Here is a 16,140-nt window from a genome sequence, read left to right as displayed (position 1 = left end):
CTACGAATGTTCGCCGATGAGCGAATCCGAGAACACCAGCTCTACCGCGCCCGCGGCCGAGAAGTCCACCGCCTTCGGTGACCTCGGCATCGACCCCGGCGTGCTCAAGGCGCTCGACGACGTCGGCTACGAGACGCCGTCGCCGATCCAGGCGGCGACCATCCCTCCGTTGATGGAGGGACGCGACGTCGTCGGACTGGCGCAGACCGGCACCGGCAAGACCGCTGCCTTCGCACTGCCGATCCTCACCCGACTCGACACCTCGGCCCGCAAGCCGCAGGCCCTCGTGCTCGCGCCCACGCGCGAACTGGCGCTGCAGGTGGCCGAGGCCTTCGGCAGCTATTCGACGTACCTTCCCGAGGTCAAGGTGCTGCCGATCTATGGCGGCCAGAGCTACGGGATCCAGCTGTCCGGCCTGCGCCGCGGAGCCCAGGTGATCGTCGGCACGCCGGGCCGCGTGATCGATCATCTCGACAAGGGCACCCTCGACCTGTCGCAGCTCGAGTTCCTCGTGCTCGACGAGGCCGACGAGATGCTGACGATGGGCTTCGCCGAGGACGTCGAGCGAATCCTCGCCGACACCCCGGATCAGAAGCAGGTCGCGCTGTTCTCCGCGACCATGCCGGCCGCTATCGGCCGCCTGGCGCGCAAGTACCTGAACAACCCGCAGGAAGTCACCGTCAAGAACAAGACGGCGACCGCGCAGAACATCACGCAGAAGTACCTGCAGGTGTCGCACCAGCGCAAGCTCGACGCCCTCACGCGGGTGCTCGAAGTGGAGCCGTTCGACGGCATGATCGTCTTCGTCCGGACCAAGTCGGCCACCGAGGAACTCGCCGAGAAGCTGCGCGCCCGCGGCCTGAGCGCGATGGCGATCAACGGCGACATGGTCCAGGCCCAGCGTGAGCGCACCATCAATCAGCTCAAGGACGGTTCGCTCGACATCCTCGTGGCCACCGATGTGGCTGCTCGAGGACTGGACGTCGACCGCATCTCGCATGTGGTGAACTACGACATCCCGCACGACGTCGAGTCGTACGTGCACCGCATCGGGCGTACCGGCCGGGCCGGGCGGTCGGGCACCGCGCTGCTGTTCGTCTCGCCTCGCGAACGTCATCTGCTGCGGTCGATCGAGCGTCACACCCGGCAGGATCTCGAAGAGATCGATCTGCCGAGCGTCGACGACGTGAACGCCCAGCGTGTCGCCAAGTTCGCCGATTCGATCACCGAGAACCTCGCCTCCGACAATCTGGATCTGTTCCGCGGGCTGGTGGAGAACTACGCCCGCGAGAACGACGTCGCGATGGCTGACATCGCCGCGGCGCTGGCCCTGGAGACCCGCGACGGCGGCTTCCTGATGGCTCCCGATCCGCCCAAGGGTGAGCGGGGCGATCGCGGGGACCGGCGTGACCGTGCACCGCGCGGCGGCGGTCATTTCGCCACGTACCGCATCGCCGTCGGCCGCAAGCACAAGGTGTCGCCGGGCGCGATCGTCGGCGCGATCGCCAACGAGGGCGGCCTCACTCGCGGTGACTTCGGCAACATCAGCATCCGTGACGACTTCAGCCTCGTGGAACTCCCCAACGATCTCGACGCCGAGACGCTCGGGATGCTCAAGCACACCAAGATCGGCAAGCATCCGATCGACCTGCGCCCGGACATGGGTCCGCCGCGCGGTCGGGGAGGCGCTCGCGGATCGGCGCGCGGATACGAAGACCGCGGCCGCAAGGGCGGCGACAAGTTCGGCAAGCGACCGGCCCGCGTGGCCGGCCGCGGTCGCGACAGTCGCTAGGCTCACGGCGCACTGCCGCATGAGATTGACCGCTCACAGCCCAGGATGCCTGTTCTCGCAGGTGTGGGCCGTGAGCGGTCAATCTTGTGCGGCTGCTCTGTCCCATGGGGCTTTGCGAGTAGCCTTCCCCCTCAGACGCTCGAGCAGAAGCAGCCCGGCTGGTTCGCGGGAATGGGTCTGGTCGCGCCGCTGCTGATGATCGTCGGCTGAGGTTCTCGGGTTGGGGGCGGGATGATTTCGACTCGCTCCGCTCGCTCAACCAGCGGGATGTCGCTGGGGACGCTCAATCAGCGGGGTGTTGCTCCGCTCGCTCAACCAGCGGGGTCGGGGAATCGTTCAACGAGGCGACACCCGACGCCGTCAGAGGATCAGCGGCAGCGTCGCGGCGGCGGTCGTCGGAAGGTACAGGGTCGCCAGAGGGGTGAGCGCGGACGGTTCGGGATTCACCTCGATGATCGGCGTGCCCGCCTCCGCGGCGAGCATCGGCAGTCCCGCGGCGGGGTGGACCACACCGCTGGTACCGACGATGATCAGCAGATCGCAGGCCACGACCGTCTGCGACGCTGTCAGCCAGTCGAGGTTCGGAAGCGATTCGCCGAACCACACGACGCCGGGGCGCAGACTCGCGCCGCACTCGGGGCATCGGGGGCGCACCGACTCGAGTGCGACGTCCGGATCCGCGCGATGCGGGCAGGCCTCGCAGCGCGGAGCCTTGAGACTGCCGTGCAGATGAGCGTCGACCGTCGACCCAGCTCGCTCGTGGAGATCGTCGACATTCTGCGTGATGACGCTGACACGACCGCCCGCGGACTCCTTCTTCCGGCCGAGCTCGGCCACCGCGTGGTGCCCGGCGTTCGGCTCCACCTCGCGAAGACGCGCCGCGCGGTCCCGATACCAGCCCCACACGAGGTCGGAGTCGCGCCGCCACGCCTCGGGCGTGGCGAGATCGGCGGGATCGTAGTTCTCCCACAGTCCGGTCAGGGCGTCGCGGAAGGTCGGAATCCCGCTCTCGGCCGACATCCCCGCGCCGGAGAAGACGCAGACATGGTCCGCGGCGGCGATCAGTGCGGCTGCCTGCGCCAGCGATTCGGGAGTGACAGTCCAGGTCACGACTGCGACTCCAGCGCCGATCGCAACACTGCGGCGGTCGACTCCAAGTCGCCGGCACGACGCGTCAGGAACCCCTTAGCGAAGGTCAGCTTGTCGCCCGTATGCCTGGGCACCACGTGCAGGTGCGAGTGGAAGACGGTCTGGGATGCGGCACGGCCGTCGTTCATCGCGAGATTCACTCCGTCGGCGCCGATCGCGCTCGACCGCATCGCACCGGCGATCCGCTGACCCGCGCCGAACATCTTTCCGCCGATCTCCGGATCGAGATCGGCGAGACCGGACGAGTGCTTTCGCGGGACCACCAGGGTGTGTCCCCGCGTGATCGGTGAGAGGTCGAGGAAGGCGATCACGTCGTCGTCGGAGTACACGACGTGGGCGGGGGAGACGCCGGAGACGATGCCGCAGAAGACGCAGTCGGTCATGGCACCCGAGCGTAACCGCCCGCAACGACACGAGCGCCGGGACCTCCGATGAGGGTGTCCCGGCGCTCGCGCTTGCTTCGGCTACTGGTGTCCCGAGGTGCAGGCCCAGTCGTGGATGTATCCGCCGCCCGAGTAGTACAGGGCATTCGACTCCGCGGTGTAGAGGTCAGCGCCCCAGGCGTAACCCCAGTACGAACTGCTTTTGGAGATCGCGCCGCAGGCATTGCGCATCTGCACCACCACCTGGCAGTCGCTGTAGCCGCACCACGACAGGGCCGCGTTGGACGCGCTCGACCAGTCGGGATAGTCGATGGCGCGACCGGTGGCTCCCGTGCTGGGTGAGAGCGCGATGGCGCCGTAGTAGTTGGCCGCGTGGGCCGGGGCCGGCGTGATCGCGGCGGGAACGGTGAGCGCCGCACCGACACCGGCGGTCACGAGTGCCGCGGTGGCCAGGCGCTTGCGCAGGCTGATCGGACGAGTCTTCATGGTCTTCTCTTCTCTGGATCGGCGGCGATCAGCCGACCGGGCTGCGGGTCGGTTCACCGGACTTCGGTGCGTGAGACGGCTTGGCACTCGGCGACTTGACGTCGGCCGGCTTCGTGACGGTGACGGTCTTGCCCCAGTCGCTCAGGGTGACGGTCATCGAGGCACCCTTGGCGGGTTCGGAGGCGACGCGCACGACGTTGTTCTTGCCGTCCTTGGTGACCCAGACTGTCACCGGGATGTCGCCGTCGAGGCCCTTGGCCTGAGGTGAGGTTCCCGTCAGGCCCGCGAGATCCTTGGCCGGGAGGGTTCCGGTGATCTTGGTGGCCTCGACACCGTCGACGGTCTCGCTGCCCTCCTCCTTCGCTCCCTGAATGCTGCGCAGGACGTGCGGCACGCCCTCGTTGACGTCGAGGATCTTGGAGACGTCGTAGATCGACCGGCCGCTGCCGTAGTCGATGTACCCCTTGTCGTCGACGTCGGCGTACATGTGGTCGTCGACGTATACGAACGGCGCCTCGACGGACTTGCCGCCCATGTCGAGTGTCGCGGTGCCTTCGCCGACCATCTTCGGCTTGGTTCCGATGGACGCCTCGACCTCGGAGGCGTTGAGGCCCTGCAGCGAGCCCTCCACCTCGATGTCGACCTTCGCACCGGTCAGGGCGGCGGCGGTGTCGGCGGCCGCATCGAGTGAGGTGGTGGCGGCCGAGTCGGACGTGGTCGTCGAGTCGGTGTCGCCGCTGTCGCTGCTGGAGCATCCCGTCAGCGCGACGGCGGCGGTGACGACGGCTGCCGCCGAGGCAAGCGCGAATCGCTTCGAACGTTTCATGAAGTGGGATCCTCCTGATTTTCTCCCCGCAGCAGGCCCCTCCAGCGGATCTGGACGGCTGTCGCGAATTTCCCTGCAACGGAACTTACAGCGATGAGTGACCTGCGCGAAGAATGAGTCGATCATCGGGATGACACGCGGAGCCCGGACCCGAATGTGATAACGGTCACGAAAATTCCTTCGACGCTGGCCGAGGCGGTTACCCGCCGGTCTACCAGCGGGTATACCTGTCGGTCGCCAACAAACATGAGGGATGCCTCATGTTTCTGTGCGACGATTGGCCACGTTCCAGCGACGGGCCATGTCCGACGTGACGCATCGACAGGAGAGCTTGTGACCCTCGACCAGCACCGCACCGGCCAGCACACCGACAGAATCGATTCCGGAAGTCTGCTCGACCGTCTCGCCGCAGGCGAGAGCTATGCGATCTGCTTCGGAGGACAGGGCGGCGCGTGGCTGCCGACGCTCACCGAACTGGTGAACGACGCCGATCTCGGCGAGACGATCGCCGGAATCGCCGACGACGCGCGCGAGGTCCTCGAGCCGGTCGCCGACGAGCTCGCCGCCGCCGGCGCCGACCGCTTCGAGCCCCTCACCTGGATCCGCGCGCACGACGAGGAACTGCCGGTTCCCAGTGAGACCGAACTGGCCGACGCGCTCGTCTCGCTGCCCGGGATCCTGCTCACCCAGCTCGCGGCCGTGTCGAACCTCGGCAAGCAGGGGCTGGACACCACGGTTCTTCCGCCGAGCGCCGTCATCGGCCACTCGCAGGGGATCCTCGCCACCGAGGCCGTGGCCGCCGACGGCCAGCTGCCGGCAGTCGCGGAGTCCGACCTGCTGGCGATCGCTCAGCTGATCGGCGCGGCGGCCACCGTCGTGTCCCGCCGGACGGGTCTGCTCGGCACCCACGAGGCCGCCCCCATGATCTCCGTCGCCGGCGTGAGCCCCGCGCAGATCGACGAACTGCTCGCCGAGTACGTCGCGGGACAGCCCGCCGACGCCACGGGACTGCCGACCGTCGCGATCGTGAACTCCCGGCGCACCGTGGTGCTGACGGGCTCGCCGCGCCATCTCGCGGCGTTCAGTGCGCTCGCCGAGCTCCGCGCGGCCGCCGAGGCCGACGAACGCAAGCGCAAGGTCACCGGCGGCACGCCCTTCTCGCCGGTCATCGAGGACCTCAACGTCACCGTCCCCTTCCATCACCCTGATCTCGCACCGGCGGTGGAACTGGCCGTCGACTGGGCTCAGCGTTGCGGTCTGGACACCGAGCTGGTCCGCAGGCACGCCGCGGCCGTGCTCGTCGACCCGGTGAACTGGGTGGAGCTGGTGGGCGACACCGTCGACTCCGGCGCTCGCTGGGTGATCGACTTCGGACCCGCCGATCTCGCGTCGCGGCTGTCGGCGCCGAACCTGCGCGGCCAGGGTGTCGGCGTGATCGCCGCGGCCACCCGCGGCGGTCAGCGCAACCTCTTCGTCCCCGGCTCGGCTCCGGAGGTCTCGCGGCCGTGGTCGGTGTTCGCGCCGCGCCTGGTGAACCTGCCCGACGGTCGCACCGTGGTCGACACCGCGTTCACCCGTCTCACCGGCCGCTCGCCGATGCTGCTCGCGGGCATGACCCCGACCACTGTCGACCCCGCCATCGTGGCCGCGGCCGCCAACGCCGGCCACTGGGCCGAGCTCGCGGGCGGCGGTCAGGTGACCGAGGAGATCTTCGAGGGCAACCTCGCGCGTCTGCAGGAATTGCTCGAACCCGGCCGCCAGGTCCAGTTCAACTCGTTGTTCCTCGATCCGTACCTGTGGAAGCTGCAGCTGGGCGGCAACAAGCTGGTCCAGAAGGCACGTGCCAAGGGAGCGCCCTTCGACGGCGTGATCGTCACCGCGGGCATCCCCGAACTGGATGAGGCCGTCGACCTGGTCCACGAGTTCACCGAGGCCGGCCTGCACTACGTCGCGTTCAAGCCCGGCACCGTCGACCAGATCCGTCAGGTGGTCCGCATCGCCTTGCAGGTGCCGCACTTCCCGGTGATCGTCCAGGTGGAAGGCGGACGCGCAGGCGGTCACCACTCCTGGGAGGACCTCGACGACCTGCTGCTGGCGACCTACGCCGAACTGCGCGACCGTCCCAACATCGTGCTCTGCGTCGGCGGTGGCATCGGCACGCCCGAGCGTGCCAGCGAGTACCTGACCGGCGCGTGGGCCACAGCGCACGGCTACCCGGCGATGCCGCTCGACGGCATTCTGGTCGGCACCGCGGCGATGGCGACCCTCGAGGCCACCACCGCACCCGAGGTGAAGCAGCTCCTCGTCGAGACCCAGGGCTGCGACACCTGGATCGGTGCCGGTCACGCGGAGGCGGGCATGGCCTCGGGCCGCAGCCAGCTGGGCGCCGACATCCACGAGATCGACAACTCCGCCTCGCGCACCGGCCGCCTGCTCGACGAGGTGGCCGGCGACGCCGACGCCGTCGCGGAACGCCGCGACGAGATCATCGAGGCCCTCGCCGCGACCGCGAAGCCGTACTTCGGCGACGTCGCGACGATGACCTACCGCGAGTGGCTCGACCGCTACGCCGAACTCGCCGTGGGCAGCGCGCAGGCGCCCCTCGAGTGGGCCGACATCACCTGGGAGCAGCGTTTCTCCGACATGCTGCGGCGCACCGAGGCGCGCATGAACGAGCTCGATTCGGGTGAGTTCGTCTCCGCCTTCGCCGGCGATGTCCCGAACCCGCACGAGGCGATCGCCGAGCTGGCCGAGCTGTACCCGGCCATCGAGTCCGACATCCTCCACCCGGCCGACGTCGCGTTCTTCCTCGAGCTGTGCCGTACGCCCGGCAAGCCCGTGAACTTCGTTCCGGTGATCGACAAGGACGTCCGTCGCTGGTACCGCAGCGACTCGCTGTGGCAGGCGCACGACGCCCGCTACTCGGCCGACCAGGTCTGCATCATCCCGGGCACCGTCGCCGTCGCGGGCATCACCCGCGTCGACGAGCCGGTCGGCGAACTGCTGAACCGCTTCGAGGCGCAGGTCACCGCCGACCTGCGGGCCGCCGGTGAGCAGGCACGGGTGGTCGCGGCCCGCCGTCACCGCGACATCGTCCCGGAGTCGGGACCGCTCAGCGTTCTCATCGAAGCGGAGGACGTGCTGTGGGCCGGCCGACAGGTCCGCAACCCGATCGCTCTGCTCGGCGACCGCGACGCCTGGAAGCTCTACGACGGCGAGTACGCCGAACACCCCAGCGGCGCGATGGTCGCCTTCGTCCCCGATGCCGAGACGGCCGACGACGAGATCCGGCTCGACCTGGTGGTCCCGGTGTCGGGCTCGATTCTGCGCATCCCGTTCACCGGCGACCTCCGGGCGACCGACGGCGGCAGCCCTCGGATCACCACGGCCGGCGCGGCGGACGCGATGACCGAACTCCTGACCGTCGCGGCCGGCGGCTCGCTGCTCGACTCGGTCGACGGCGTCGTCACGTCGACGGTCGCCTGGAAGGCCGACTCGGTCGCCGACCACAGCGGAGCGACCGCGTCGAGCCTGCCCGGCCCGCTGACCCCGACCACGCCGGTGGCCCCGAACGGTTTCGCCGTGCCCGACACCCTCGTCGTCGCCTGCTGGCCCAGCGTCTTCAGCGTCATCGGCGCCGCCCGGACCGACGCGGGCCATCCCGTGGTCGAGGGTCTGCTGGACTTGGTCCACCTCGACCACGCGGTCGAACTCACCGGTGAGATCCCCGCGGTCGACACCGAACTGACGGTGACCGCCCGCCTCATCGGCGTCTCCGACACCGGCGTCGGCCGAGTGGTCGAGGTGCATGTCGAGGTCGCCGCCGCCGACGACTCTCCGATCGCGGTGCTGCGTGAGCGCTTCGCCATCCGCGGCCGGATCGGTTCGGCCGCGCTGCCCGACCCGGTCCGCGCGGGCGGCGCTGCCGCCGGTGAGCAGCCGGGAACGCGGAAATTCCTCCGCTCGGCCTCGCTGACCGCACCGGCCCGCATGAACGGATTCGCCGTGGTCTCCGGCGACCGCAACCCCATCCACACCGACGCGTTGGCGGCCCGGCTGGCCGGCTTGGGCGATCCGATCGTCCACGGTATGTGGCTCTCGGCCGCGGCCCAGCAGGTGCTGGCGGCGGGCGACCGGGAGAACCCGGTTCCCGCTCCGCGCGCCATCCGCGGCTGGACCGCCCGCTACCTCGGCATGGTCCGGCTCGGCGACACCGTCGACATTCGCATCGACCGCGTCGGCATGGATGCCGGTCGGGAGACCGTCGAACTGACCGCCAAGGTCGACGGCGAACTGGTGATGGCGGCGACCGCGCTGCTGGACGCCCCGCGCACGGTGTACGCCTTCCCGGGCCAGGGCATTCAGCACAAGGGCATGGGCCTGGAGGCACGCTCGCGCTCGGCGGCCGCCCGCGAGGTCTGGGACCGCGCGGACAAGCACACCCGCGAGGCGCTCGGCTTCTCGATCCTCGCAGTGGTGCGCGACAACCCGACCACTCTGGTGGCGAAGGGCACCACGTACCACCACCCCGACGGCGTGCTCTTCCTGACGCAGTTCACCCAGGTCGCGATGGCGACGCTCGGTGTCGCGCAGATCGCCGAGCTCCGTGAAGCCGGGGCCTTCGTCGAGGGATCCATCACCTGCGGTCACTCGGTGGGCGAGTACAACGCGCTCGCCGCCTGCGCCGGCGTGCTTCCGCTCGAGGCGGTGCTCGAGGTGGTGTTCCAGCGCGGTTCCGCGATGCACCACCTGGTTCCGCGCGACGAGCAGGGCCGTTCCGACTACCGCATGGCCGCCATCCGGCCCAGCCAGTTCGGTCTCAAGGACGCCGACGTTGAGGAGTTCGTCGCGTCCGTCGGCCGCGAGGTGGACGAGTACCTCGAGGTGGTGAACCTCAACCTGCTCGGTTCGCAGTACGCGATCGCCGGTACCGTCCGCGGACTGGAGCGGCTGGAGGCGGAGATCGTCCGCCGCGTCGAGGAGTTCGGAGGCAAGCGCGCCTTCATCCTGGTGCCCGGCATCGACGTGCCGTTCCACTCGACGGTGCTCCGCGCCGGTGTGCCCGAGTTCCGCGGCAAGCTCGAGGAACTCCTGCCCGCCGACATCGATCCCGACATCCTCGTCGGCCGCTACATTCCGAACCTGGTGCCTCGGCTGTTCAACCTGAGCCGCGAGTTCGTCACCGAGATCGCCGGACTGGTGCCGTCCGATCCGCTCGACGCGGTGCTCGCCGAGTGGGACGCGTGGGCCGCACGGCCCTCCGAGCTGACGCGCGTCATCCTGATCGAGCTGTTGGCTTGGCAGTTCGCCAGCCCGGTCCGCTGGATCGAGACGCAGGATCTGCTGTTCACACCGGCTGCCGACGGCGGCCTGGGCATCGACCGGTTCGTCGAAGTGGGCGTCAAGAACGCCCCGACGCTCTCCGGCCTGGCCCGCAACACCCTGAAGCTGCCCGACTACGCGGCAGCCGCCGCCGAGGTGCTCAACGCCGAGTCCGACGCAGCGGTGCTGCGCGCGGAGGACTCCGCACCCGAGCCGGTCGAGGACGACGTGGTGCAGGAGGCGCCGGCGGAGACTGCTGCCGCCGCGGCTCCGGCACCGTCGGCTCCCGCTCCGGCTCCGGCGGCTGCCGCCGGGCCCCGACCGGACGACATCGCGTTCGGCCCGGCCGACGCGGTGCGCGCGGTGATCGCCCTGTGGACCAAGATGACGCCGGCGCAGATCGGCCCGGCCGACACCATCGAATCGCTGTGCGACGGCGTGTCGTCCCGGCGCAACCAGCTGCTGCTCGACATCGGCACCGAGCTCGGACTCGGAGCCATCGACGGTGCGGCCGAGGCCGACATGGGGGCGCTCGCGTCCACGGTCAGCACCCTGGCCCGCGGTTACAAGCCGCTCGGCGACGTGCTCACCGACGCCGTCGGCGACCAGATCCGCAAGATCGCCGGTCCCATCGGCAAGCGCGCCTCGTACATCACCGATCGCGTGACCAACGCCTGGCAGCTGGGGGAGGGCTGGGGTCGGCACACGCTGGTGGCCGTGGCCCTCGGCTCCCGCGAGGGCGTCAGCGTCCGGGGCGGCGACTTGGGCGATCTGCTCGACGGCGCGGTCGGCTCGGCCGCCGACTTCGACGCGCTGATCGACCGCGCGGTCCGCAGCGTCGGCCAGGCCCGCGGCATCGCCGTGGAACTGCCCGCCGCGGCCTCGGCTTCCGGCGGGACGGTCGACGCGGCGGCGCTCGGCGAATTCACCGAGCAGATCACCGGCCCGAGCGGCGTCCTGGCGCGCACCGCGCACACGATCCTCGATCAGCTGGGGCTGACCGATGTGGTCGACGCCTCGCAGGCCGAGACCGACCCCACCGCTGAGCTGGCCGACCTGGTCAGCAGCGAGCTCGGCTCCGACTGGCAGCGGACCGTCGCCCCGGCGTTCGACGCCGAGCGCGCGGTGCTGCTCGACGACCGCTGGGCCACCGCCCGCGAGGATCTCGCCCGCCTGTGGCTGGACTCCGAGGAGGACGTCCACGGACGTCATCACGAGCTGGCCGAGGCGATGACCGGTGCGGGCGACCAGGTCGCCGAGCACGCCACCTGGTGGCAGGGCAAGGCCCTGGCCCTCGGATACAGCGAGCACGCCGATGTGTACGGTGCCATCGCCCACGCGGCCCAGCTGCCCGAGCCCGGCCGGTTCGCCGACGACATCGCCGTCGTCACCGGTGCGTCGAAGGGATCGATCGCCGCGGCCGTGGTCGGCGAGCTGCTCGCCGGCGGCGCGACGGTGGTCGCGACCACCTCGCGCCTCAACAGCGACCGGATGGACTTCTACAAGGAGCTCTACCGCACCCACGCACGGCACGACGCCGCGCTGTGGGTGGTGCCGGCCAACCTCGCGTCGTACGGCGATGTGGACGGACTGATCGAGTGGCTCGGCTCCGAACAGACCGAGAACCTCGGTGCCAGCACTGCCGTCGTCAAGCCGGTGATGCGCCCGACGCTGCTGTTCCCGTTCGCCGCGCCGCGGGTGGCGGGCGATCTCACCGACGCCGGTTCGCGCGCCGAACTGGAGATGAAGGTGCTGCTGTGGTCGGTGGAACGGCTGATCGCCGGTCTGTCGGCCATCGGAGCCGACCACGACATCGACGCCCGCCTGCACGTGGTGCTGCCGGGATCGCCGAACCGCGGCATGTTCGGCGGGGACGGCGCCTACGGCGAGGCCAAGGCCGCGCTCGACGCGCTCGTCACCCGGTGGGGCGCCGAGGAGTCCTGGAACAAGCGGACCACCCTCGCGCACGCCCTCATCGGCTGGGTGCGCGGCACCGGACTGATGGGCCACAACGACGGACTCGTCGAGGCCGTCGAAGCCGCGGGCGTCAAGACCTGGAGCACGCCCGAGATGGCCGCGGCCCTCGTCGAACTGTGCTCGGAGCAGGCGCGTGAGAGCGCGGTCGCCGAGCCGCTGATCGCCGATCTGACGGCCGGGCTCGACCCGGAGAAGATCGATCTGCGGGCCCTGGCGGCTGCTGCCGCCGAGGCACAGACCGAGGACGGCCCTGAGGATAACGGCTCTGCGGAGAACGGCGCTGCGAGCACCGCGGGCGTCACGGTGGCGGCGCTTCCCGCGCCGGCCCGCGCCGACGTCCCGATCGAGCACGCGTGGCCCGAACTCGATTCGCGCCCCGAGGATCTGGTGGTCATCGTCGGCGCAGGCGAGGTCGGCCCCTACGGCTCGGCACGCACCCGATTCGAGATGGAGGTGGACGAGAAGCTCTCGGCCGCAGGCGTCCTCGAACTGGCGTGGACCACGGGTCTGGTGACGTGGGAGGAGACCCCGAAGGCCGGCTGGTACGACGTCGAGTCCGGTGAGCCGGTCGCCGAGTCGGAGATCGCCGAGCGCTATCACGACGCCGTCGTCGAACGGTGCGGCATCCGCCGCTACGCCGACGAGGGGGCGATGGTCGACAACACCTCGCCGCTGCTGGAGTCGGTGTTCCTCGACCAGGATCTGACCTTCACCGTCCCGAACGAGGCCGCGGCCCGCGAGTTCGTCTCGGCCGACCCCGAACGCACCCGGATCGCACCCAACGCCGAGACCGGCGACTGGACGGTCACCCGCCTGGCGGGCACCGAGATCCGCGTCCCGCGCCGTGCGAGCCTGTCGCGCACCGTCGGCGGCCAGATCCCGACCGGTTTCGATCCGGTCCGCTGGGGCGTCTCTCCGGACATGGCCGAGTCGGTCGACCGCGTCGCCCTGTGGAACCTGGTCGCGACCGTCGACGCCTTCGTCACCGCCGGCTTCTCGCCGTCGGAGCTGATGCGCTGGGTGCACCCGGGTCTGGTCGCCAACACTCAGGGCACGGGCATGGGCGGCATGACGTCGATGCGGTCGCTGTACGTCGACACCCTGCTCGGGGAGTCGAAGGCCAACGACATCCTGCAGGAGGCGTTGCCCAACGTGGTCGCCGCGCACGTCGTGCAGTCGTACATCGGCAGCTACGGCGCGATGATCCACCCGGTCGCCGCGTGCGCCACCGCCGCCGTCTCGGTGGAGGAGGGCGTCGACAAGATCCGCCTCGGGAAGGCACTCTTCTCGGTCGCCGGCGGATTCGACGACCTCGGCATCGAGGGCATCGTCGGATTCGGTGACATGTCGGCGACCGCCGACTCGGCCAAGATGACTGCCAAGGGCATCGACGACCGACGGTTCTCCCGAGCCAATGACCGCAGGCGCGGCGGCTTCGTCGAGTCGGCCGGCGGCGGCACGGTGCTGCTGGCGCGCGGCGATGTGGCAGCTCAGCTGGGACTGCCGGTCCTCGGCGTGGTGGCCTGGGCTCAGAGCTTCGGCGACGGCGTCCACACCTCCATCCCGGCGCCGGGACTGGGGGCGCTCGGCGCGGCCCGCGGCGAGAAGGCCTCGCCGTTGGCGTCCGCGCTGTCAGCCCTGGGGGTGAGCCCGGACGACGTGGCAGTGGTGTCCAAGCACGACACCTCCACCCGCGCCAACGATCCGAACGAGTCCGAACTCCATGAGCGTCTGGCCGAGGCGATCGGCCGCAACACCGGCGCGCCGCTGTTCGTCGTCTCGCAGAAGTCGCTGACCGGTCACGCGAAGGGCGGTGCGGCCGCCTTCCAGCTGATCGGCCTGTGCCAGGTGCTCCGCGACGGCGTCATCCCGCCGAACCGCAGCCTGGACTGCGTCGACGAGAAGATGCGAGAGTACCCGCACCTGGTGTGGCCGCGCGAGACCCTGCGCATGGGCGGACGCTTCCCGCTCAAGGCCGGACTGCTGACCTCGCTGGGCTTCGGTCACGTCTCGGGTCTCATCGCGGTGGTGCATCCGGAGGCGTTCGTCGCCACTCTCGACGAGTCCGAGCGGGCGACGTACCGCGAGCAGAGCGCCCGGCGTCTGCGCGACGGCCGTCAGCGTCTGCTGCAGGCGATGTGCGGCGGCGATGCGATGTACCAGCGTCCCGCCGACCGCCGCCTCGGCGACGGTGACGAGCACGAGACCGAAGCCGGGCTCCTGCTCGATCCGGAGGTCCGCCTCGGTGACGAGGGCGCTTACGCCGTGGACGGTCTCGCCCGGTGAGCATCGTCGGGGTCGGCATCGACATGGTGTCGGTGCCGGAGTTCGCCGAGCAACTCCGCACTCCGGGCTCCTCGTTCGGCGCTCACTTCAGCGTGGGGGAGCGGCGTGATGCGGCCGAGCGCACCGGCGACGAGGCGCGTCACCTCGCGGCCCGCTGGGCTGCGAGGGAGGCGGTCGTGAAGGCGTGGTCGTCGAGCCGGTTCGGCTTGGCGCCGCTCCTTCCGGAGTCCGCGGTCAACGACGTCGAGGTGCAGTCGGACGCTCACGGACGCCCGCGGATCCGGCTGCACGGCGACATCGCCCAGGCACTCGCGGGACTGTCGATCCACGTATCGCTCACCCACGACGGCGACATGGCCGCCGCCGTGGCGATCCTCGAGGATCGAGGCGAGAGCTAGCTCCGGCCGGAGACCTCTTCGAGCATGAGATAGCCGCCGAGCATCCGCTTGAGTTCGTACACGGTCATCTCATGATCGTGACCGTCCTGGACCGAGAAGCTCAGCAGCGAGTACGCGGTGTGGACCAGCACCTGGGCCATCATCGCCCGACGGTCGCGCTGATCCGGCGTCAACGGCGCCAGGATCCGCGCGACCTGGTCGGCGAGGATCCCTTCGTTGATCGAGGCCGTCGCGCGCGTCGCGGGGGTCGACTGCACGGCCAGCCACACCGCGCGGCGCGAGGGATCGGTGCGCCACAGTTCGGCGAGGTGGTCGAGGAACTTCTCCAGCAGCTCCGGCCACTTGAGTGACGGGATCTCCGAGGCGAACGAGGTGAGTTCGTCGCGCACCGCGCTCGAATCGTTGCGGTCCAGTTCGCAGACCACCACGTACTTGTTCGCGAAATACTGGTAGATGGTGCCGATCGGCAGTTCGGCGCGTGCGGCGATCTGCTCGCATGTCAGCGATTCGAAGCCGACGTCGATGAGCACCTCGCGGGCCGCGGTGAGGATCGACTCGAAGGTGCGCCTGCTCCGTTCCTGGGTGGGCCGCTTGCGGGGGACGAGCGGTTCCGGGGAACTGATGTCGGACGTCGAATGCTCGGACATGAAGTGATGCCGGGGTCGATCAGATCGACAGGTCGCGGCGCAGCTTCGCGACATGGCCGGTCGCGCGCACGTTGTACTGCGCGGCACCGATGGTTCCGTCCTCGTTCACCAGGAAGGTGGAGCGGATGACGCCGTTGACGATCTTCCCGTACAGCTTCTTCTCACCGAAGGCGCCCCACGCGGCGAGGACCTCCTTCTCCGGGTCCGACAGCAGCGGGAACGTGAGCTGATCCCGCTCGACGAACTCGGCCAGCTTCTCCGGCTTGTCGGGCGAGACACCGATGACGTCGATGCCCTCGTCGTTCAGTTCGGCCAGGTTGTCGCGGAAGTCGCAGGCCTGTTTGGTGCATCCGGGCGTCATCGCGGCCGGGTAGAAGTACACGATCACCTTGCGGCCGGCGTAGTCCGAGAGCGAGACCGGCTTGCCCGTCGAGTCGGGAAGAGTGAACGCAGGGGCCTTGTCTCCGACCGAAAGTCGTCCATTGGCAGACATACGGCCAGGCTATCGGATTCGAATCGACGTCTGACTCTGTAGGCTCAGAACCGTTGTGTACTCGCGCAGCGTACAGCCGTCTATACGTCCCAACAGATCACGGAGGATCGCAGTGGCCGACGAAACCGCACGCATCGAGCAGGAGATCACGAAGGCCCGCGAGGAACTCGCCGGCACGCTCGACCAGCTCGTGGAGCGAGCTAATCCGCAGCGGCTGGCGGACGACGCCAAGACCAAGGCCGTCGCCATCGTGAGCCGTCCGCCGGTCAAGTATGGACTCATCGCCGTCGGAGCGCTCGTCGCGGTCGTGGTGGTGCGCAAGATCCTCCGCTGAGCCGCACGTGCTGCAACCGCGGAAGATGACGCGAAACTGCATCTGAC

General features: G+C 69.7%; 10 protein-coding genes. 4 read left to right on the top strand and 6 right to left on the bottom strand.

Going from position 1 to position 16,140, the window contains the following annotated elements; translation table 11 throughout:
• Positions 1-16 precede the first annotated feature (16 nt).
• Positions 17-1,792, top strand: coding sequence for a DEAD/DEAH box helicase (locus tag ACE11G_RS11410; protein WP_375002213.1), 1,776 nt, complete (start codon positions 17-19; stop codon positions 1,790-1,792).
• A gap of 360 nt (positions 1,793-2,152) precedes the next feature.
• On the opposite strand, the gene ACE11G_RS11405 is transcribed toward ACE11G_RS11410, so the two are convergent.
• The 4 genes from ACE11G_RS11405 to ACE11G_RS11390 form a co-directional block, all read right to left on the bottom strand.
• Entirely contained in the window at positions 2,153-2,902 is a 750-nt protein-coding gene (locus tag ACE11G_RS11405; protein WP_278126887.1) for an NAD-dependent deacylase, read from the bottom strand.
• Complete coding sequence (locus ACE11G_RS11400) at positions 2,899-3,324, bottom strand: HIT family protein (protein WP_222111403.1); 426 nt, start codon at positions 3,322-3,324, stop codon at positions 2,899-2,901. The genes ACE11G_RS11405 and ACE11G_RS11400 overlap by 4 nt, the downstream gene beginning before the upstream one ends.
• An 81-nt stretch (positions 3,325-3,405) precedes the next feature.
• On the bottom strand, positions 3,406-3,810 hold the full coding sequence (locus tag ACE11G_RS11395; RefSeq protein WP_346077011.1) for a DUF4189 domain-containing protein: 405 nt from the start codon (positions 3,808-3,810) through the stop codon (positions 3,406-3,408).
• Between the two features lie 28 nt (positions 3,811-3,838).
• The gene (locus tag ACE11G_RS11390) at positions 3,839-4,636 is read right to left on the bottom strand and encodes an LppX_LprAFG lipoprotein (protein ID WP_045536681.1); all 798 of its coding nucleotides are present in this window, start codon (positions 4,634-4,636) and stop codon (positions 3,839-3,841) included.
• A 333-nt stretch (positions 4,637-4,969) separates the two neighbouring features.
• On the opposite strand from ACE11G_RS11390, the gene ACE11G_RS11385 reads away from it, so the two are divergent.
• Positions 4,970-14,221, top strand: coding sequence for a fatty acid synthase subunit beta domain-containing protein (locus ACE11G_RS11385; protein WP_375002210.1), 9,252 nt, complete (start codon positions 4,970-4,972; stop codon positions 14,219-14,221).
• Positions 14,218-14,619: a holo-ACP synthase gene (locus tag ACE11G_RS11380; protein WP_062367943.1), complete on the top strand. Its 402-nt coding sequence runs from the start codon at positions 14,218-14,220 to the stop codon at positions 14,617-14,619. The genes ACE11G_RS11385 and ACE11G_RS11380 overlap by 4 nt, the downstream gene beginning before the upstream one ends.
• Here ACE11G_RS11380 and ACE11G_RS11375 read toward each other — a convergent pair.
• Both ACE11G_RS11375 and bcp read right to left on the bottom strand, forming a co-directional pair.
• Positions 14,616-15,266 (bottom strand): TetR family transcriptional regulator, encoded by a 651-nt coding sequence (locus ACE11G_RS11375; RefSeq protein WP_006896540.1) that lies wholly within the window; start codon positions 15,264-15,266, stop codon positions 14,616-14,618. The genes ACE11G_RS11380 and ACE11G_RS11375 overlap by 4 nt on opposite strands.
• A 19-nt stretch (positions 15,267-15,285) precedes the next feature.
• Complete coding sequence (bcp, locus tag ACE11G_RS11370; protein WP_045538928.1) at positions 15,286-15,759, bottom strand: thioredoxin-dependent thiol peroxidase; 474 nt, start codon at positions 15,757-15,759, stop codon at positions 15,286-15,288.
• A gap of 112 nt (positions 15,760-15,871) precedes the next feature.
• Between bcp and ACE11G_RS11365 the strand changes: the two genes are divergently transcribed.
• A complete protein-coding gene (locus ACE11G_RS11365) occupies positions 15,872-16,093 on the top strand; it encodes a DUF3618 domain-containing protein (protein WP_006896542.1) in 222 nt (73 codons plus the stop codon).
• Positions 16,094-16,140: the final 47 nt, after the last annotated feature.

This window comes from Gordonia sp. PS3, from assembly GCF_041950545.1.
Classification (GTDB): Bacteria; Actinomycetota; Actinomycetes; order Mycobacteriales; family Mycobacteriaceae; genus Gordonia; species Gordonia sihwensis.
Note: the sequence above shows the minus strand (reverse complement) of the source record. Positions and strands in the feature narration are given on the sequence as shown.

Excerpts from the sequence above, each read along its gene's own strand:
- ACE11G_RS11410 (WP_375002213.1), top strand. The coding sequence starts at position 17 with ATGAGCGAATCCGAGAACACCAGCTCTACCGCGCCCGCGGCCGAGAAG.
- ACE11G_RS11400 (WP_222111403.1), bottom strand. The coding sequence starts at position 3,324 with ATGACCGACTGCGTCTTCTGCGGCATCGTCTCCGGCGTCTCCCCCGCC.
- ACE11G_RS11395 (WP_346077011.1), bottom strand. The coding sequence starts at position 3,810 with ATGAAGACTCGTCCGATCAGCCTGCGCAAGCGCCTGGCCACCGCGGCA.
- ACE11G_RS11390 (WP_045536681.1), bottom strand. The coding sequence starts at position 4,636 with ATGAAACGTTCGAAGCGATTCGCGCTTGCCTCGGCGGCAGCCGTCGTC.
- ACE11G_RS11375 (WP_006896540.1), bottom strand. The coding sequence starts at position 15,266 with ATGTCCGAGCATTCGACGTCCGACATCAGTTCCCCGGAACCGCTCGTC.
- bcp (WP_045538928.1), bottom strand. The coding sequence starts at position 15,759 with ATGTCTGCCAATGGACGACTTTCGGTCGGAGACAAGGCCCCTGCGTTC.